This window comes from Pseudomonas helvetica (genome assembly GCF_039908645.1).
GTDB lineage: Bacteria > Pseudomonadota > Gammaproteobacteria > Pseudomonadales > Pseudomonadaceae > Aquipseudomonas > Aquipseudomonas helvetica.
In genome coordinates, this window is sequence record NZ_CP150917.1 from 3,490,972 (window position 1) to 3,507,400 (window position 16,429).

A 16,429-nucleotide genomic window follows, 5' to 3' on the forward strand; every position below is an offset into this window, starting at 1 on the left:
GTGATTTGCATTGAGCGACCTGCACAGTAAGAATGCTCGCATTCACCGACTCAACCAAGAGCAAGGAGGCATCATGCGCTCATCAACTCTCACCGCCGCGGCGGTGCTGCTGTCCGGTCTGTCCACTCTGGCCAGCGCTGCGAAACTCGAAGACGTTGCCCCCTATCCCAAGGCTGAAACCGGTTTTACCCGCCAAGTGATTCACCTCGCGCCGCAGACTCGGGAAGACAGCTACCAGGTCGAAATCCTCGCCGGGAAAACCCTGACTGTCGATTGCAATCACCAGCGTCTGGGTGGCACGCTGGAGGAAAAAAACCTCGAAGGCTGGGGTTATCCGTTCTATCGACTGGAGAAAGTCATCGGCCCGATGAGCACCCTGATGGCGTGCCCGGATGGCAAGAACAAGCAGGACTTCGTGCCGGTCGTCGGCGAGGGTTTCCGGCTGCGATACAACAGCAAACTGCCAATTGTGGTCTACGTGCCGAAAGACGTCGAAGTGCGCTACCGGATCTGGTCGGCGTCGGCCAAGGTCGAGAAAGCCCGTCAAGAATAAACGGAGCACACACGATGATTACCTGCCACGTCAAATACGTGATCGACCCTTACCAGCTCGCCGAGTTTGAAGCCTACGCCAAGGCCTGGCTTAGTGTTGTCGAACGCCTGGGCGGTACGCACCATGGGTACTTCCTACCGTCCGAAGGCGCGAGCAATATCGCTTATTGCCTGTTCAGCTTTCCTTCGCTGGCCGACTACGAAAGCTATCGGCATATTGCCCTGACCGACTCCGAAAGCACCGCGTTGGTGGCGCAGGTGATGGAGAAGAAATTCATCCTCAGTTACGAGCGGACGTTTCTGCGTCCGCTGCTCGCCTGAATCCCTTTCAGCGACTTACACCGGAGCGCCGCACAATGCGGCGCGCTCGGCCACATGCCGCAAACTATCAAAATTGATATTGGCCCCCGAGTCGATCGCCACCAGGGTCTGCCCCCAAACACCGGTTTGCGCCACGTACTTCTTGATTCCGGCCACGGCCAGCGCGCCGGATGGCTCGGTGATCGAGCGGGTATCGTCGTAGATATTCTTGATCGCCGCGCACAGTTCGTCGTTGCTGACCGTGAGTACTTCATCGACATGATGGCGGCAAATTTCAAAGCCATACTCACCGATCTGTGCGACGGCTACACCATCGGCGAAGGTGCCCACTTTTGGCAACACCACTCGCTCTCCCGCGAGCATTGCTGCTTGCAAGCATGCGGAGTGTTCCGACTCGACGCCGACGATACGGATCTCCGGCCGCAGGTATTTGACGTACGCGGCGATGCCGGCGATCAAACCGCCGCCGCCCACCGGGACGAAGATTGCGTCCAATGCGCCTTGATGCTGACGCAGGATTTCCATGGCCACCGTCCCCTGCCCGGCGATCACGTCCGGATCGTCGAAGGGCGAAACAAAGGTCCGGCCGGTTTGCCGGGCCAGGTTCAATGCGTACTCCAGGGCGAACGGAAAGCTCTCGCCATGCAACACCGCATTCGCGCCACGACTGCGCACACCAATCACTTTCAGCTCCGGCGTTGACGTGGGCATGACGATGCTCGCCTCGATCCCCAACTCCCGCGCCGCCAGTGCCACGCCTTGGGCGTGATTGCCAGCCGAGGCGGTAATCACCCCGCGAGCCTTTTGCTCGGCACTCAGTTGGGCCAGCTTGTTGTAGGCACCACGAATCTTGAAGGAAAAGGTCGGTTGCAGGTCTTCACGCTTGAGCAGGATCTGGTTGCCCAGCACCTCGGATAACGCCGGTGCCACCTGCAAAGGCGTGCGCACTGCCAGTTCATAAACCGGTGCGGCGAGGATTTTTTTCACGTAACGCTCAAGCAGGGCCTGCTTGGCGGTTGCAGTGTCGGTGTTGGTGTCCATCAACGTCTCCTGGCTTTGTTCACGGCCCCGGAGACAGAAAATGAAAACCCGCCTCTAGGGCGGGTTGGGTGCAGTCGTCAGCTAGCCCGCCAAATAAGGAATGGCGGTAATAATGCTTGGCTGGCAGCGCGATACGGTGGAAGTCATGGCTCGAAATTAGCTGCGCGCGAAAGGCAAGTCAATGGCCAGTTTTCTGTCGAATGCGATAGTCTTCGAAAACCGTTCATTGTCCCAAGGAAGGAAAGCATGAAGTCTGTCGCACTCCCGTTGATCGCCCTTCTCGCCTTTGCTGGCTATACCGTTTCAGTGATGCTCCATGCCGAGCAGTCACTCATCGATTTCGGCATCAGCCTGATGTCCCGCCCCGATACTGCCCAAGTGGTGATCGACCTTTATCTGCTAGCCACCCTCGCAGGCATCTGGATGTACAAGGATGCCCGGAGCCGTGGCCATTCAGTGTTGTCAGTGCTGCCGTACCTGCTGATTACCGCAGTATTCGTTTCCGTCGGGCCACTGCTGTATTTGGTGGTGCGCGGGCTTCGCAGCCGAAAAACCAGTGCTGTTTTCGGGCAGCAAGCGTGAGCAGAAGAGCGCTAAACGGGCGGCAGTGAAAACGTCAGCTCGATACGCCCAGTCTGTACCTTCACCGTGTTGAGCATTGGCGGGTGATGCCAGGCACTGAGTTGGGCACGTTGCGCGGCCGTACCGATGCTCAGTTGCGTCAACACGTCACAGACCACCGCATAGAGGATGGTCTGATTTCCGTCCTCGACTTTTACCGCAATACCCCGCGCCTGCTGGTCGGTCACACCGCGTATACCGATTGCATAGCTCGCGTCGGCACCGACCTTGCCCACCAGTTGACCGTTGAAGGCCTTCATCAGTGCTGTACAGAAACGGCCCTTCCCGGCGACCAGCTCAGGGTATGTGGCCATGGCTCGGTAAATTCGCGCCAATTCAGCTTCACGTGGCGACCGGGCACTTTCACCGGTATCGGCAGCACTGGCTATTTTGGCAAAGAGCAACGCCAGGCGATCCAGCGCGAAGGCCGGTGTCGGCAGGTTGCAGCCGTCGGTAGCCCACTGAATGGCGTCACCTGAAACCTCGCAAACCTCAGCCACCGTCTGCATCACCCGCTGCTGAAGCGGATGAGCTGGAAGGTGATAACCCTCCAGCGTTGCACCCAGCGCTTGGGCGGCCGCCAACATGCCAGCGTGTTTACCTGAACAATTGCTGCACACCGGACCGGGGACAAAATCGCTTTTGATCCAGGCCCGATAGACCTCATCCGAGATAGGCGGATGACCGCCGCAGCGCATGTCTGCTTCACTGGCGCCGGCCTTGGCCAGCATGCCCAGCGCTCGCTGGATATGCCGTGTTTCGCTGCTATGGGAGCCACACATCAAGGCCAGGTCAGCATCGTCCAGACCGAATTGTTCGAGTGCACCAGTTTCCATGACCGCCAACGCTTGCGCAGGTTTGGCGGCGGACCGGGCCAATGTCATGCGCGATGGATCACCAAAACCGCTGAGCAAGCGGCCTTGGGCATCGACGACCGCGACATGCGCGATGTGAGTGTTTTCAATGCTATTACCGCGGTAGACGATCGCGGCAATCGCCTGTTCCCTGTTCATCCGGCATTCCTGCTGATTGCTTGAAAACCCTGCGCGGATGACTCCGCACTAATGCAGGGGAGCGTAGTTCAGCTTAAGGATGTTGTCGGCATGAACGACTGTTCACCAGACTTGCCCGCGACGCTTGAGTTCGAGTCTGCGGACAAACTCCTCGAGTACCAGTGAATACAGATCGTCCTGCAGGTAAGCATCTTCGATACCAGCGTCGATGTTCGGGTTGTCGTTGACCTCGATCACCACCACTTTGTCGCCGGACTGCTTGAGGTCGACGCCGTACAGACCGTCGCCGATGAGGTTGGCGGTTTTCACTGCAAGGTCCACCACGGCCTTGGGCGCCTCATGAACCGCCAGGGTACGGCACTCGCCGTTGATGTCCTGGCCCTTGGCTTTGTGGTTATAAATCTGCCAGTGGCCTTTGGACATGAAGTACTGGCAGGCGAAGATCGGTTTGCGGTTGAGCACACCAATGCGCCAGTCATACTCGGTGTAGAAGAACTCCTGTGCCAGCAGCAACACCGAGTGCTCGAACAACTCAGCCGTGGCTTCGAGCAAGGCTTGCTGACTTTCGACCTTGATCACCCCTCGCGAGAAGCAGCCGTCAGGAATTTTCAGCACCAATGGAAAACCCAGTCGCTCGCCTACCCGCTCAAAATCTTCCGGTCGTTCCTTGTAGAGAATTTCCGTGGCCGGCATGCCCAGTTGATGGCTGTTGAGCAAGTCTGTCAGGTAGACCTTGTTGGTACAGCGCAGAATTGATGCCGGGTCGTCCATCACCACCAAGCCTTCACTTTCGGCCTTTTTCGCAAATCGGTAGGTATGGTTATCGACGCTGGTGGTCTCGCGGATCAGCAACCCGTCATATTCGGCGATACGCGCGTAGTCCTTGCGCTCGATCAACTCGACATCGATGCCCAGGCCCTTGCCCACCCGAACGAAATTCTCCAACGCCCTGGCATTGGATGGCGGCAGCGCTTCCTGCGGATCGTGGAGGATTGCCAGGTCATAACGGGCCAGCCGGCGTGAACGCGGCATGCGCCAGATCTTGCGACTGAAGTTGTCCAGAGCGTTGGCGAAGTGATCTTCCTGATCTTCTCGCAACTTATGTAACGCACCAAACTTGACACCTTCGATGTGCCAGCCGTTACGTCGGCGAAACTCTACCAGCAAGATTGGACAGGGGAACACTTCAAACAACTGACGCGCCAAATCCTGTAACGGTTCGATATTGGTCTTGCCGAAATACAGCGTCAGGGTAAATCCTTCAGTGTCGCTGTAAAGGTGATTATTGAGCGCCTTATCCAAGGCTTTATCCAAATCGTCCAGCGACAGGCCATAAAGAGACTTGCGAGTGAGTTCGCTGATGGTTCGCACCGAAGGAATCACCTTGTGCCCACGAGCCTCAGCCAGCAATGAGCAGTAATAACCGTGTCCCAGGTACTTGTAGCTGCGGCACAGGTTGATCACCTGAACCCGCTTGCCCTGCTCGCTGCCACGGGTTTGCTCGAGATACTCCTGGGCACTGACGATGTCTTCACTGGGAAAGTAAGACGCCCAGTCTTCCTTGCGTTCGACAATAATAACCAACTGACTGGAGGTTCTGGCAGCCTCTGATAAATAAGTTGCTTTGGTTATTGCTGTCGGTAAACGTTGCTCCGATACTTCACGCCAATGACCTTGTAGCGCTGACATAGTGATTGATCCGTTGGAGAACAAGACCTTTCCTATTAAGCACGAAGTTTTTCGAAAGTCCCGTTTCGTTACACAACTTTTACGGTGGTCATATGAATCTTGTCTTTCGCCTTGCAGCACCGGCTGACCTGGCAGCACTCCTGAAACTTGAGCAGCAATGTTTCACCAGCGACCGGCTTAACCGCCGTAACTTTCAGTGGATGATTAACCGGGCTCACGGGCAGTTGATCATCGCCGAGTGTGCGGATCAATTGCTCGGATACGCCTTGGTGCTGTTTCACCGCCGCACTTCGCTGGCGCGGCTGTACTCGATTGCCACCTCGGTTCAGGCCCGCGGTACTGGTCTGGGCAAACAGCTGTTGGAGCGAATCGAGGCTTGTGCGCTGGAGCATGACTGCACCTGTCTGCGACTGGAGGTGCGTATCGACAACCCGGTAGCGATTGCGCTGTATGAACGTAACGGCTACCGGCGTTTTGCGTTGATTCACGACTACTACGAGGACCATGCCGATGCCTTGCGGCTGGAAAAACGTATCAGCTCAGCCAGCGCCTGCCATACGCTCAATAACTGCTGGTGTCCGAATCTCGGGATGGCGACTTGGGCGCACTATACGGTTTGACTGTACCCGGCGCAGTACCGCTGCGCGGATAGCCATTGCCAATCCCGCCGTTTTCGAGGGTCGGTGGGCGGGGAACCGGCACGGTGTTCGGCCCGCGAATAACCGGTGCGCTGGGCTGGGTGCCCTGCATGCTGTTGGGATTTACCCGGCGAATCGGGCTGTTGTAGGGGTTATCGGAGTTGTCAGGGAGATTCTGGGCCAGCAGGGCCGGATGCTCCACCGTGGCAGCCAGCATGCCAATGTCTGCGCCGGCCTGGGTCAGAGTGCCAAGCAAGCCACTCAACGCCAACGCACTGGTACCGAGCACAAACCTGTTCATGGTGGAGTTCCTCCAGTACATGCAGATAGGGTCTTCGATAACACGCTACGCGCAGGATTCATCCCTGGGAAGATAATACTCCAGCGCAGATGTCACACCGATTGAGCGTATTGCAGACTCGCCCGAAACCTCAACGCCGCGCCAGCAAAGGTTGCTGGCGCAATGGTCGTGCTCAGATCAATACAATAATGGCCAGCAAACCGCCGAAAATCGCCCACTTTTCCAGGTAGTAACGCGTCCGGTTGCGCTTTTTCAGTTCTTTACCGCGCAGACGGATCTTGTAGATTTTTCCGAAAAACCGGTTTATGCCACCGGTTTTATCGCCCGCATCGTTTGGCGCGCCAGCAGCGGACATCACATTACGGCTGAACCAGCGATTGAACGCTGTGGCCCAGCGGTATTTCAGCGGGCGCTCGATGTCGCAGAACAGAATGATGCGGTTTTGCTGGGTGGTGTTCTCGGCATAGTGAATGTAAGTCTCGTCAAACATCACCGCCTCACCATCACGCCAGTGGTAGCGCTCGCCGTCGACGTCGATGTAGCAACCCTCATCGTTCGGCGTGTCCAGACCCAGGTGGTAACGGTACGAGCCGGCATACGGGTCACGGTGGCGGACCAGTTTCGAACCCGGTGGCAATTCGGCGAACATCGCCGCCTTGATCGAGCCAATGCTTTGTACCAGCTCCGTGGTACGCGGGCAGAGCTTGGTGGCCGATGGGTGGCTGTCGCCATACCACTTCAGATAGAAGCGCTTCCAGCCGGTTTTGAAGAACGAATTGAAGCCCACATCGTCGTATTGGTCCGAGCGTTTGATCTCCCCTGCCCTGAGCAGATTTTGGCCTTCGGCGCGAATTTCCTGCCAATTGGCCTGCAAGGGGCTCAGGTCCGGGAAGTCGGCCGGATTCAGATAAGGCTTGTTGGGGATTTTCGAAAACAGGTACAGGAAGCAGTTGACCGGCGCCAGAAAGGTCGAATGATCACTCAATTGGCGACTCAGTTTGTGCCGGATGCGACCACGTAGATGCACATACGCAATGGATAAAACGTAGAGGGAGACAATGATGAGTTTCACGGGAATTCGTCACAGTTCAGAAGAGTACATGCCGCGCGCCACAAACCTGATTTGAACGCAGCGTCCGAGATCCAACGATCAAGCGAATCGGTCAAGCACGGGAGTCTGAGCAGAAAGCTAGCTCATGGCCACCGGGGCGTATTTTAGTCATACTTTGTAATCAAAGGTTAACCTACATTTGTGAAAAACTGTGGAGGCGTTGTGCCAGAAACGCGCCTGCTCAGCTCAGCGAGACGCAAGACATCATTGAGAGCTGCGATGATCGTCTCAATAGACGTATGCCTGCTGGCTCAAATCATACGCAGACTGAAAATCCCTCCCTCGGTGTCCTGCCGACCGAACGAAAGCCCCTCTGTCGCCTCAAGATTTCCTACCGCTGCGTCGCGACCTCCACAAAGGGGTTCGCGATAGCAAATTCAGACCGCTCCTTCTGCAGCCCTGTCATTACTCGACTAGGCTATTAATCGCCACAGGAGCCAAAGCCATGGAAGACCGGAGCCCGATCAATTTCGCGCTCCATAATCTAAATCCAACGCAGCGTGTATGCGGCGACGGAGCTACTACCGGTCCGGTGCTGGCAAAATATATTGAAAATTGGAGGGAGCCATGAGCAATAGCGTCGCCACCGGCGAGCCACCTGAAGCCATCCGTCTCATCATCAAGGTTTATGCCGGCCTGCTGCTCGCGGGGTTTGCGTTTATTCCGGCCTACCTGATCAGCTACTTGTACTTCTTTCAGGACCCCACCCTTCTATTCGAGAACCACGCGTTCCATATCATTGCGATCACGGCAGCCACCCTGGAAGGCTTGTTTGTGACTTACGTGACGTGGCGCTGCTATCAGTCATCGGGAGAGCCGCTGCTGCGATGGATGACGCTTGGTTTTCTCGGTTTTGTACTGATCTATGCATTGCATGGTGCGTTCACCGGGCTCGCACATCACAATATCTGGCTCTTCCTGCTTTATGGACCGGCCTCTCGACTGGTCATGTCGATACTGCTGCTGGTCGGAATGCTGTCGTACCACCGCCCACCTGATGCTGCGGACCGCCGAATGCAGCCCCGCCGGTGGTTGACCTGGATAGGACTGTTCCTGCTGGTTGACCTGGTAGTGGCGTTCGTCGCGAACTCGTCAATCGCCGGCGAACCTGCGGTGCGCCTTTCGCTGGAAGGTGGCGCCCTGGTTCTATCCACATTGAACGTGGCAATGCTCCTGTTGCGCCGTATCCGTTCGCAGCTGATGGTGATTTTTGTCATCTCGGTCACGGCGTTCGCGTTGTCATCTCTTGCATTCATCCTTGGACGTCCCTGGAACCACATGTGGTGGCTCGCCCATGCGATCTTCGCCGCTGGATTCTTCCTGTTGAGCTATGGGGTAGTACAAGCGTTCCTCACCACGCGGTCCTTCTCGACAATTTACACCCAGGAGGAGCTGATGGTGCGTCTTGCCGAGGCTATGGAGTACACCGAAAACGCCCTGGTGGAGCTCCAGCGCACCAATCAGGAACTCGGACACCTTGCGGCGACCGATCCACTGACAGGCGCTGATAATCGGCGTCGGTTCATAGAGCGGGTCGAAGCCGAAATTGGCCGGACCAACCGTGGCGGTGAGCCGTTCTCCGTGTTGGCACTTGATCTGGACAATTTCAAGTCCATCAATGATCGCTTCGGCCATCAGGTTGGCGATGACATCCTGAAAGAGTTCGTGCAGAAATGCCTCGATTCGATCCGACCGTATGACGGTGTAGCCCGAGTGGGTGGGGAAGAATTCATGATACTGCTACCTCATACCTCACTAGAGGCCGCGCATGTCATCGCCGAGCGTCTGCGAACCAGCGTTGCAAATACTTCTTTTAATAGCGGCTTCCAGCGGCTGACCATGGTCACCGTGAGCATCGGCATATCGCAATCTGGCCGCGACGGCGACACCATCGAGGCCATTCTGCACGTAGCTGATCAACGCCTGTATCACGCGAAACACCAAGGCCGTAATCGTGTGGTCACTGCCATCAAGACCAGCCTCCAACCGCTGCCCTGAACACCATAAGGATCATCACGAGCCTATTCGCTCTCTCGTAAATAACAGCCAGGTGCCTATAAGGCACCTTGGCTGTTATTAATGGAGCAAGCCATTACTCACGTTGAACTTGCAACGTATCCCAGGGAGTGGATACCGGGTGCTGCGACCGCTGTATGACGTTTTGCAAGTCAATCTGTGTCTAACACTCTCCCGTTGACCGCCCTACTATCGTTCGCTCCAGGTGCAAACCTCAGCGGTGGCGAAAACCGCTCGTATTGATTTAACGGAGCTTTCGATTCGTTATCTCATCCATTAGGAGTTACTCGATGCCCGAACTGTCCAACCTGCTCGCCTACGGTCTGATCTCACTCGGCATGGTGCTGACTCCCGGCCCGAACATGATCTATCTCATCTCGCGGTCGATCTGCCAGGGACGAATGGCCGGACTGGTTTCTTTGGGCGGAGTGGCATTGGGTTTCGTCGTTTATATGTTTTGCGCCGCATTGGGTATCACGGCCCTGGTCATGGCCGTTCCCTATGCGTATGACGCCCTGCGACTCGGCGGCGCGCTCTATCTGCTCTACCTGGCCTGGCAGGCGGTCAAGCCCGGCGGTCGTTCCCCGTTCCATGTGCGAGACCTGCCCAAGGATGGCCCGCGCAAGCTGTTCATGATGGGCTTTGTCACCAACCTGCTGAATCCAAAAGTTGCAGTCATGTATTTGTCGCTGCTACCTCAGTTCATCGACCCCACCGACCACGGCAGCGTGCTGACGCAATCGATCGTGCTTGGCTTTACGCAGATCGTCATTAGCGTGAGCGTCAACGCGCTGATTGCCGTCATGGCTGGCTCCATCGCAACATTTCTCGCAGGCAGGCCCGTGTGGCAGATCGTGCAACGCTGGCTGATGGGGACGGTCCTCGCGGGTTTGGCCGTACGCATGATCGTCGAAGGGCGGCGCTAACCCCAATCGGCTAGCAGTAGCCCGTCGCTTATAGCTCGCCAATTTCGATACGATGGTGATACCAATGACCATCAGCGGACGATGCCGTGCCGGGATTATCTTTTGCCATCCGCGCTCTGTTTGCGGGCTGCCTACTCGTTGCAACAGCCAATCACCTGCATGCAGGCCTTACGCATGGGCTGCTCTGGGACTACGGATATGGTGACAGTACTCCATGGGCCAGTCGTTTGTTCTGGGGAGCGCTCACGTTTTTAGATCCTCTGGCCGCACTTTTGCTCTTCAGAAACCCCCGACCAGGCATCCTTTTCACGGCTGCAATCATCGTTGTGGACGTGATCCATAACACGTTCTATGTGGCGCTAAACCGACAATGGCTGGAGACGTTCTATATTTCGCAGACAGTGTTTTTGCTGGCAGTACTACTTCTAGCACCTGTTGCCTGGAAAAGTATCAAGCAGCACTGAAGCCACGAGCGATAGAGAATGCCTCCGGTACGAATCCCCAGTAACCTCCCGCCAATCACGGACAGTAGCCTCCTGCCCCAAGGCAACGGATTCGCCCATTCCTTTGCCTGCCGGCCCAGGGACCAGGATTTCACCCATATCGGCGCGGACAGGATCCTGGAGGTCGAGTCTGGTTTGCGTCCTGAGCGACCAGCACCTGATCACAGGTTTGAGGACTACAGCAATGCCGAAGAAACAGCAGGAAAATAAAGCAGCGGCGACCGCAGCTGAAATTGAGCGCTCTATCCAGGCGCTGAACAAGATGGCTGAACGCCTGTGGGGGGATGGCCGGGAAGCTGAGGCGAAAGCCCTTCTCGATGCCTTGAATGCGTTAAATCGGGCGCTGGATCGGATCAGGATTGGTGAGAGCCGTAAGACACTCCATTGAGCCCCTGTAAAGGCTGGATAGCGATTCCATCACCTCAAGAGGATATAGCGTTCGCCCTGCGCATATGACCTTGCCATCCTTGGACCGGTAAAGAGTCATATGGCCGGGCGAACAGCTGAAACGATACACCAACTGATCTGGGCCTTCAAAGCATCATATATGGCCAGCCAGTGAAAGGTCGGTCCACGCATATGACTGTCAACCTAAATAATGTAAGGATCGTTGTATGTGATGTCTGCCTGGGGCATTCTTCGCGATGCAAATCTACATGGACGGTAACATTTGATGCGTTCTTCACCCATGGACGTGCTTATCCCCTGCGCCTGCACGCTCGATACCCTGCGTCGAAATCGCCTGGCAGGCGTTACTGGCCTGCCGTCCCATGCGCGAAAACCACCGAGCACTGTTCAACTCTATGGATGAATGCTGGCGTTTTTTCCGACGCGCCCATCGACCACTATTACCCCATTTGAAACCTTGAAAAGGAACTTCTCATGAGTAGCAAACCGGCTGCCCGAGTGACAGCCCCCCACCCATTGACCGCTTCCCGGAAGCGCTCCGTTAAAGCAATTTGATTGCAGTTGAACTGCTGCGCAACGTGAATGCAATCGAACCGTTAATCAGTGGAGACTTAAAAGTTGCAGTGGAAAAAGTCTCAAAAAATGGGAAGCCTTACCCATGGGCCCAGGCTTGGCGAATCGGCCAGTCAAAGAAAAACCATCGGGCCAACCATATACTGAGTACGGTGAAGTAGAAAAAATATATAAAAACTTTGGCGGTACCGTTAAATGAAGCTGCAAACATTCATCATCAGCCTTTTTTGCTGCACCAGTTTTTTTGCCAACGCAACGGACGCCCCTATAAAAGAGGGAATGTCCTTTCTAAATGCCAGAAAAGTATTAATTCAAAATGGCTGGAAGCCGAACCCAACCTATACAGGTGAGTTTGGGGTCGAAAACATCATCATGAGAAAAGGTTTCAAAGAGATCGAATCCTGCACGGAGGGCATCCGGTACTGCAGCTTCAATTACATCAAGAATGGAACCTGCCTTGGCGTGGGAACTGTCGGCGAAAAGATTAAAGAAATGAAGATTTACTCCTGGAACTTTAAATGTCCGGAGAAGGATTGAGGGCTGGCGCCATGTCACGAGATAGATGCACTAATGTCAGCCCTACTACTTTTAGGGTCTTGCCAATTGCTTGCATTGTGCTTTGTTGCGTTAGCACTTTTGCGAACGCAACAGATGTGCCAATTAAAAAAGCAATGCCATTCTTAAGTGCACGAAAGGTATTGATTAAACATGGCTGGAAGCCAAATTTAACGAACGTGATGGAGCCGGGCGGCGTTATGAAAACACTTAGAGATATGGGCATTAGTGAAGTCGAAAGATGCACCGAGGGAGTTCAATACTGCGAGTTTAATTACAGAAAAAATAAAACTTGCCTAGTTGTCAGCACTACTGGCGAAGAGGTAAAAAACATGATAGTTGATGATTGGGGCTTCAAGTGCCCCGAAGCGGAGTAAGGGCTGGCACTAAGTCCGCGCCACAAAGCTTAGACCAGCCAGGAATACACCTCCCACCCCACTGTCGCATCCGCTCACGGAGGGCGATATCAGGCCAGCTTCATCAGCGCTCCAGAGACATTATCTCTGGCTTGCCGCAACTCGCTCGCATCCTGATTCAGGCGATGGACCACGCCCAGCAGCCGCTGGCGCAGCACTTCGTCACCAAGCTGATCAATGGCCCGCATGACATCAAGTGCTGCGGCCTCGTTATTGGCTGCTGCAGCGTCCAGTGTTTTACGCAGGTTTCGTGCTGATCGGTTCACTTCAGTAGCCCTCATGAATCAGGCCAGCACTCTATAACAGCAATGTTTCTTTTTAATTTCAGTCGTTTAGCTTTGGATGAGCGGCACCTGACTGGAAATGCCCCAATGGTCGGAATCATTGGGTTGTCGCCAGCGGTCCAGAACACTACATGTTCATACTACCCGGCCATTTTGCATCGCTGAGATGTAGTAAATAGATCGCGGCCCAGGGCCCGCGCGACGTCCAGATGAACAGTCGGATCCTGCGTTTCCGATTCGAGCAGGAGCTCGGAGGTCACGACACATGCGCCGCAATAGTCAAAGATCCCATGGTCAATCTGCGTCTTCATCGCGTTGGCATAACCGTGCCGTTCATAGGTTCCCCCGTCTGCGCCACCAATACCGACAAGATGAACTCGTAGGTGGCGAAGCTTCTTCACCAGCTTCGCATCAGAACTGAAGTCGAACGCCCAACCATTGGCGAACACACGATCGATCCATCCCTTGAGTAGTGCCGGCATAGACCACCAATAAACGGGATACACCAACACAAGGGTATCGGCGCGATCGATTCTCGCCTGCTCGGCAGCAACATCGGCCGGCGGTGGCCCTTCCCTGTGATGTACAGCGAGATCAGCCGCGGAGAACCGCGGATCGAAACCTTCCTCGGAGAGGTCCGCGATTTCGAAAGAGTTGCCTGCGTCAGCCAAGGATAGGCCCTCGGCGACATGCGCAGCGATGCTGTGACTGAGCGACCTTGGATCATGATGAGCAACAACGATAAGCGCGTGCATGTCGAAAACTCCTGCTACTGATTGAGGGCAAAAGGCGAAGCTTATATACTTTTAGTAAGTTACTATCTTTAAGTTACTTTTGGTATATAGCCATGTCAAGCGCCGAAAATAGAGAGCAGGTCTCCAGCACGCAGCCACGTCGTCGCCTGTCTAGAGAGGAAAGACAGCGTCAGCTTTTGGATGTCGCATGGCGATTGGTTCGAGAAGAAGGCACGGAAGCACTGACGCTTGGACGGCTTGCCGAGCAGGCCGGAGTTACAAAACCCGTCGTTTACGACCATTTCGGCACAAGGCCTGGACTGCTCGCGGCGCTCTATCAGGAGTTCGATGCACGCCAGACAACGCTTATGGACGCCGCGCTCCAAGCGAGTGAATCTACGTTAGTGAGCAGGGCTGCTGTCATCGCATCGTCTTACGTCGACTGCGTGCTTCTCCAGGGCAATGAGATACCTGGCGTGATAGCGGCGCTGGCCAGTTCACCGGAGCTCGAAAAGATCAAGCGTGATTACGAAGTGATCTTCATGAATAAGTGCCGGATCGCCCTGGCCCCTTTTGCCAGGGCAGGAGATATTGCGCCTGCAGGTCTTCGGGCAATGCTTGGCGCGGCCGAGGCTCTATCCCATGCCGCTGCGACCGGAGAAATCACGCCCGCCCAAGCGCAGGACGAACTCTTCGAAATGATCATCGCAATGGTTGATCGAAGCGCGCGCGGCAAGGCTGATCACGTCGCCGATGCGTAGCGATGTCGGCCCGACAGGAACACATCCCAGAAACAACAAAGCCCAGCACTAAACTGGGCTTTTTCACATCAGGAACGACGCCTTACTTGCTCTGGCTCCAGATCACGGCCTGGGCCACGACGATGTGCGAGCCGTTGAATGTTGCAGCTGGAGAACCATAAAGTTGATAGCCCAGCGCGAGCCCACTATCCCGGCGAAGACAACAACGCAGAGTGAACCATACAGAAAGCCGCTGAAGTCTGCGGTCTTGGTCCAGGCTCTGCCCAGCAGCTCAGCAGCACCGAAGCCACCACCAATCCAGCCAGCCACCAGGTAACCCAATCGGCGTAGCGATGTCATGTCCTTGGCGAACACGACGTAAAAGAAAGCCCCGACCAATACGGCCAGGTCAATCTGGGGGAATGCAACGCCAGCGCCAACGCCGCTAAGTACGCCAGCTAATGCCAGGGCGCCGGTACTCGGCTCGGCCATAGGTGTTACTCCAGAAATGAAAAAAACCAGCGAATACTGAGGCCCTGAATAGGTGCGAATTTGCAGCGCACGAGGTATAACACCGGCCGAATATTCATCGAAAAAAAACGAAATACGTGGATCGAAATATGAAGGGAAGTAGAGCTTTCTCAATGTTAATCGCAGCAACCTTTCTCTTCTTGCAGGGATGCGAAAATAAAGAGGAACACATATTCCAACTGACTCGATGTGGTTTAGCTGCCGGTTTGGACGTCCATTCCGATCCATCTGTGGTAACCCGATCTGCCGAAGCAGTGGGGCTGTACGGGCGAGAGCACGGAATCAAAATGAGTTTTGAAGAGATGACCGTTATCACAGACAAGATAACAAAAGAAATAATGGGTGCCCCTGAATCCCCAGTGCAAGAGTGGGATGATCGAGCAAAAAAAATCGCAGAGTCCGATTTTTGTAAAAAGTACCTAAGCAGTTTGTATTCGAAATAGCTGCGCGGTCTTCCCGCTGCCTGCCAAAGCCCTTCACTGCGCCGATCCCCGATCCAGTCTCGCACCAACCGTAAGCGTTGGAGTGCGGGGTGCGCGAACAGCCGTGCTGGCTGCGGTGTAAATTTTAGGCAATAAAAAAACCGGCGCAGTAACCAGGTTTCTCTTAAAGGCAGGACCATCTACTCGCGTTTACTTGCCGCGATCTGCCAAATTTTCAACGACATCAAAGCCATTAATGCGCCAACCGTGCCAGCGAATATACCAATCTGAAGATATACCGAGGGGCCGAACTCGCACATGTTCGTTGGGGTAGCAAAACGAATAATGCAAGGTTCAGGAAACAACATTAGCCAAGCATGCGGTAGACAAGTTATGCAAAAAAAACCGATAACAAAAAGCCCGCACAGCCACCAACCGGAAATGTTTTTGAGCTTTCTGTGGAGGATGCTCAAAGTAATGACCAAGGCAAACGACAAAAGCCCTGGCACAAGAAACGCGTCGAAAAATAATCGATGAAGCTGTTGGGTTGGCGTATCCATGTCACCTCAGCAAAAAAACCAGCACTAGCGCTCTGAGCCTCGGCCATGAGGAGCGCTGGACCTCATACAGTGTGCCGATTCAAACCACCCGGGCACAGGGCTGTACGCCGCATATTGTAGATACCCGACATTTTCTTGCAAGTAGCGATTGGCAGGCAGTTACAAACACGCAGGAAGCGATAGCGTGTCCGCCACCAACGTAAAGGGTAAGTCGAGAATAATGAACGGCCCAACTAAAGGCATCATCTCTTTGAACTCAAGCTCCGTTCCGTTAAAGCAGGCAATGGACCCGTGAGAATTTGCAACAAGCCAAGCGCAGCCGCTCAACTGTGAAAGGCTGAATATCAAAATGAGCTTCCGTAGCACGCAATTTCCTTATTACTTTTCCGTTGTGTTTCCCATAGATGCCATCGCGAAGAGCTAGTCACCCCCTCCCCGAATCTACCCGCATGCACTCCCCTCCGCGCCCAACGG

Annotated in this window: 21 protein-coding genes and 2 pseudogenes; 12 read left to right on the plus strand and 11 right to left on the minus strand. The window is 55.0% G+C overall.

Translation table 11 applies throughout. The annotated features are described in order from the left end of the window. The first annotated feature begins 73 nt into the window (after positions 1-73). Positions 74-553, plus strand: a complete 480-nt coding sequence (gene eco, locus AABM55_RS15950) for a serine protease inhibitor ecotin (RefSeq protein WP_347926925.1) — start codon at positions 74-76, stop codon at positions 551-553. 14 nt (positions 554-567) lie between these two features. Continuing rightward, positions 568-873 (plus strand): NIPSNAP family protein, encoded by a 306-nt coding sequence (locus AABM55_RS15955; protein WP_347926927.1) that lies wholly within the window; start codon positions 568-570, stop codon positions 871-873. Positions 874-888: 15 nt separating this feature from the next. Here AABM55_RS15955 and ilvA read toward each other — a convergent pair whose 3' ends face one another. Further along, on the minus strand, positions 889-1,914 hold the full coding sequence (gene ilvA / locus AABM55_RS15960) for a threonine ammonia-lyase, biosynthetic (RefSeq protein WP_347926929.1): 1,026 nt from the start codon (positions 1,912-1,914) through the stop codon (positions 889-891). Positions 1,915-2,160: 246 nt separating this feature from the next. Here ilvA and AABM55_RS15965 point away from each other — a divergent pair, with 246 nt between their 5' ends. After that, positions 2,161-2,496, plus strand: a complete 336-nt coding sequence (locus tag AABM55_RS15965; RefSeq protein WP_347926930.1) for a DUF2834 domain-containing protein — start codon at positions 2,161-2,163, stop codon at positions 2,494-2,496. A gap of 11 nt (positions 2,497-2,507) precedes the next feature. On the opposite strand, the gene AABM55_RS15970 is transcribed toward AABM55_RS15965, so the two are convergent. Further along, complete coding sequence (locus AABM55_RS15970) at positions 2,508-3,548, minus strand: asparaginase (protein WP_347926931.1); 1,041 nt, start codon at positions 3,546-3,548, stop codon at positions 2,508-2,510. Positions 3,549-3,650: 102 nt separating this feature from the next. Beyond that, positions 3,651-5,237, minus strand: a complete 1,587-nt coding sequence (locus tag AABM55_RS15975; protein ID WP_347926933.1) for a RimK family protein — start codon at positions 5,235-5,237, stop codon at positions 3,651-3,653. 92 nt (positions 5,238-5,329) lie between these two features. Here AABM55_RS15975 and AABM55_RS15980 point away from each other — a divergent pair. Next, positions 5,330-5,773 (plus strand): annotated as a pseudogene (locus tag AABM55_RS15980) (GNAT family N-acetyltransferase); the annotation flags it as partial. A gap of 25 nt (positions 5,774-5,798) precedes the next feature. Here AABM55_RS15980 and AABM55_RS15985 read toward each other — a convergent pair. Together AABM55_RS15985 and lpxO are read right to left on the minus strand one after the other, a co-directional pair. Further along, a complete protein-coding gene (locus tag AABM55_RS15985) occupies positions 5,799-6,176 on the minus strand; it encodes a hypothetical protein (protein WP_347926935.1) in 378 nt (125 codons plus the stop codon). Positions 6,177-6,348: 172 nt separating this feature from the next. Continuing rightward, entirely contained in the window at positions 6,349-7,248 is a 900-nt protein-coding gene (lpxO, locus tag AABM55_RS15990; protein ID WP_054597549.1) for a lipid A hydroxylase LpxO, read from the minus strand. A 606-nt stretch (positions 7,249-7,854) separates the two neighbouring features. Between lpxO and AABM55_RS15995 the strand changes: the two genes are divergently transcribed. The 6 genes from AABM55_RS15995 (at position 7,855) to AABM55_RS16020 (ending at position 12,645) form a co-directional block, all read left to right on the plus strand. Then, the gene (locus tag AABM55_RS15995; RefSeq protein WP_347926936.1) at positions 7,855-9,285 is read left to right on the plus strand and encodes a diguanylate cyclase; all 1,431 of its coding nucleotides are present in this window, start codon (positions 7,855-7,857) and stop codon (positions 9,283-9,285) included. A 308-nt stretch (positions 9,286-9,593) separates the two neighbouring features. Then, positions 9,594-10,229 carry a LysE family translocator gene (locus AABM55_RS16000; RefSeq protein WP_054597551.1) on the plus strand — a complete coding sequence of 212 codons (636 nt, stop codon included), beginning with the start codon at positions 9,594-9,596 and terminating at the stop codon, positions 10,227-10,229. An 86-nt stretch (positions 10,230-10,315) separates the two neighbouring features. Beyond that, positions 10,316-10,693 (plus strand): hypothetical protein, encoded by a 378-nt coding sequence (locus AABM55_RS16005; RefSeq protein WP_054597552.1) that lies wholly within the window; start codon positions 10,316-10,318, stop codon positions 10,691-10,693. Positions 10,694-10,916: 223 nt separating this feature from the next. Then, the gene (locus tag AABM55_RS16010) at positions 10,917-11,120 is read left to right on the plus strand and encodes an exodeoxyribonuclease VII small subunit (RefSeq protein ID WP_054597553.1); all 204 of its coding nucleotides are present in this window, start codon (positions 10,917-10,919) and stop codon (positions 11,118-11,120) included. Positions 11,121-11,908: 788 nt separating this feature from the next. Then, entirely contained in the window at positions 11,909-12,250 is a 342-nt protein-coding gene (locus tag AABM55_RS16015) for a hypothetical protein (RefSeq protein WP_347926939.1), read from the plus strand. Further along, a complete protein-coding gene (locus tag AABM55_RS16020) occupies positions 12,232-12,645 on the plus strand; it encodes a hypothetical protein (RefSeq protein ID WP_347926940.1) in 414 nt (137 codons plus the stop codon). Before AABM55_RS16015 ends, AABM55_RS16020 begins: the two co-directional genes overlap by 19 nt. 89 nt (positions 12,646-12,734) lie before the next feature. On the opposite strand, the gene AABM55_RS16025 is transcribed toward AABM55_RS16020, so the two are convergent. Both AABM55_RS16025 and AABM55_RS16030 read right to left on the minus strand, forming a co-directional pair. After that, entirely contained in the window at positions 12,735-12,950 is a 216-nt protein-coding gene (locus AABM55_RS16025) for a hypothetical protein (protein WP_054597555.1), read from the minus strand. Positions 12,951-13,108: 158 nt separating this feature from the next. Then, positions 13,109-13,723: an NAD(P)H-dependent oxidoreductase gene (locus tag AABM55_RS16030; protein WP_347926942.1), complete on the minus strand. Its 615-nt coding sequence runs from the start codon at positions 13,721-13,723 to the stop codon at positions 13,109-13,111. Positions 13,724-13,815: 92 nt separating this feature from the next. On the opposite strand from AABM55_RS16030, the gene AABM55_RS16035 reads away from it, so the two are divergent. Then, complete coding sequence (locus AABM55_RS16035) at positions 13,816-14,463, plus strand: TetR/AcrR family transcriptional regulator (RefSeq protein ID WP_347926944.1); 648 nt, start codon at positions 13,816-13,818, stop codon at positions 14,461-14,463. A gap of 82 nt (positions 14,464-14,545) precedes the next feature. On the opposite strand, the gene AABM55_RS16040 is transcribed toward AABM55_RS16035, so the two are convergent. Together AABM55_RS16040 and AABM55_RS16045 are read right to left on the minus strand one after the other, a co-directional pair. After that, a complete protein-coding gene (locus AABM55_RS16040; protein WP_347930043.1) occupies positions 14,546-14,719 on the minus strand; it encodes a DUF1737 domain-containing protein in 174 nt (57 codons plus the stop codon). After that, a pseudogene (locus AABM55_RS16045) lies at positions 14,698-15,201 on the minus strand (putative holin); the annotation flags it as partial. The gene AABM55_RS16040 and the pseudogene AABM55_RS16045, both read right to left, overlap by 22 nt. On the opposite strand from AABM55_RS16045, the gene AABM55_RS16050 reads away from it, so the two are divergent. After that, entirely contained in the window at positions 15,087-15,416 is a 330-nt protein-coding gene (locus AABM55_RS16050) for a hypothetical protein (protein WP_054597558.1), read from the plus strand. The pseudogene AABM55_RS16045 and the gene AABM55_RS16050 overlap by 115 nt on opposite strands. Positions 15,417-15,595: 179 nt before the next feature. On the opposite strand, the gene AABM55_RS16055 is transcribed toward AABM55_RS16050, so the two are convergent. Further along, complete coding sequence (locus tag AABM55_RS16055; RefSeq protein WP_347926946.1) at positions 15,596-15,955, minus strand: hypothetical protein; 360 nt, start codon at positions 15,953-15,955, stop codon at positions 15,596-15,598. 159 nt (positions 15,956-16,114) lie between these two features. After that, positions 16,115-16,201, minus strand: coding sequence for a YceK/YidQ family lipoprotein (locus AABM55_RS16060; RefSeq protein WP_347930044.1), 87 nt, complete (start codon positions 16,199-16,201; stop codon positions 16,115-16,117). Between the last annotated feature and the right edge of the window lie 228 nt (positions 16,202-16,429).

Excerpts from the sequence above, each read along its gene's own strand:
- eco (WP_347926925.1), top strand. The coding sequence starts at position 74 with ATGCGCTCATCAACTCTCACCGCCGCGGCGGTGCTGCTGTCCGGTCTG.
- AABM55_RS15955 (WP_347926927.1), top strand. The coding sequence starts at position 568 with ATGATTACCTGCCACGTCAAATACGTGATCGACCCTTACCAGCTCGCC.
- ilvA (WP_347926929.1), bottom strand. The coding sequence starts at position 1,914 with ATGGACACCAACACCGACACTGCAACCGCCAAGCAGGCCCTGCTTGAG.
- AABM55_RS15965 (WP_347926930.1), top strand. The coding sequence starts at position 2,161 with ATGAAGTCTGTCGCACTCCCGTTGATCGCCCTTCTCGCCTTTGCTGGC.
- AABM55_RS15970 (WP_347926931.1), bottom strand. The coding sequence starts at position 3,548 with ATGAACAGGGAACAGGCGATTGCCGCGATCGTCTACCGCGGTAATAGC.
- AABM55_RS15975 (WP_347926933.1), bottom strand. The coding sequence starts at position 5,237 with ATGTCAGCGCTACAAGGTCATTGGCGTGAAGTATCGGAGCAACGTTTA.
- AABM55_RS15985 (WP_347926935.1), bottom strand. The coding sequence starts at position 6,176 with ATGAACAGGTTTGTGCTCGGTACCAGTGCGTTGGCGTTGAGTGGCTTG.
- AABM55_RS15995 (WP_347926936.1), top strand. The coding sequence starts at position 7,855 with ATGAGCAATAGCGTCGCCACCGGCGAGCCACCTGAAGCCATCCGTCTC.
- AABM55_RS16000 (WP_054597551.1), top strand. The coding sequence starts at position 9,594 with ATGCCCGAACTGTCCAACCTGCTCGCCTACGGTCTGATCTCACTCGGC.
- AABM55_RS16010 (WP_054597553.1), top strand. The coding sequence starts at position 10,917 with ATGCCGAAGAAACAGCAGGAAAATAAAGCAGCGGCGACCGCAGCTGAA.
- AABM55_RS16015 (WP_347926939.1), top strand. The coding sequence starts at position 11,909 with ATGAAGCTGCAAACATTCATCATCAGCCTTTTTTGCTGCACCAGTTTT.
- AABM55_RS16020 (WP_347926940.1), top strand. The coding sequence starts at position 12,232 with ATGTCCGGAGAAGGATTGAGGGCTGGCGCCATGTCACGAGATAGATGC.
- AABM55_RS16030 (WP_347926942.1), bottom strand. The coding sequence starts at position 13,723 with ATGCACGCGCTTATCGTTGTTGCTCATCATGATCCAAGGTCGCTCAGT.
- AABM55_RS16035 (WP_347926944.1), top strand. The coding sequence starts at position 13,816 with ATGTCAAGCGCCGAAAATAGAGAGCAGGTCTCCAGCACGCAGCCACGT.
- AABM55_RS16050 (WP_054597558.1), top strand. The coding sequence starts at position 15,087 with ATGTTAATCGCAGCAACCTTTCTCTTCTTGCAGGGATGCGAAAATAAA.
- AABM55_RS16055 (WP_347926946.1), bottom strand. The coding sequence starts at position 15,955 with ATGGATACGCCAACCCAACAGCTTCATCGATTATTTTTCGACGCGTTT.
- AABM55_RS16060 (WP_347930044.1), bottom strand. The coding sequence starts at position 16,201 with ATGATGCCTTTAGTTGGGCCGTTCATTATTCTCGACTTACCCTTTACG.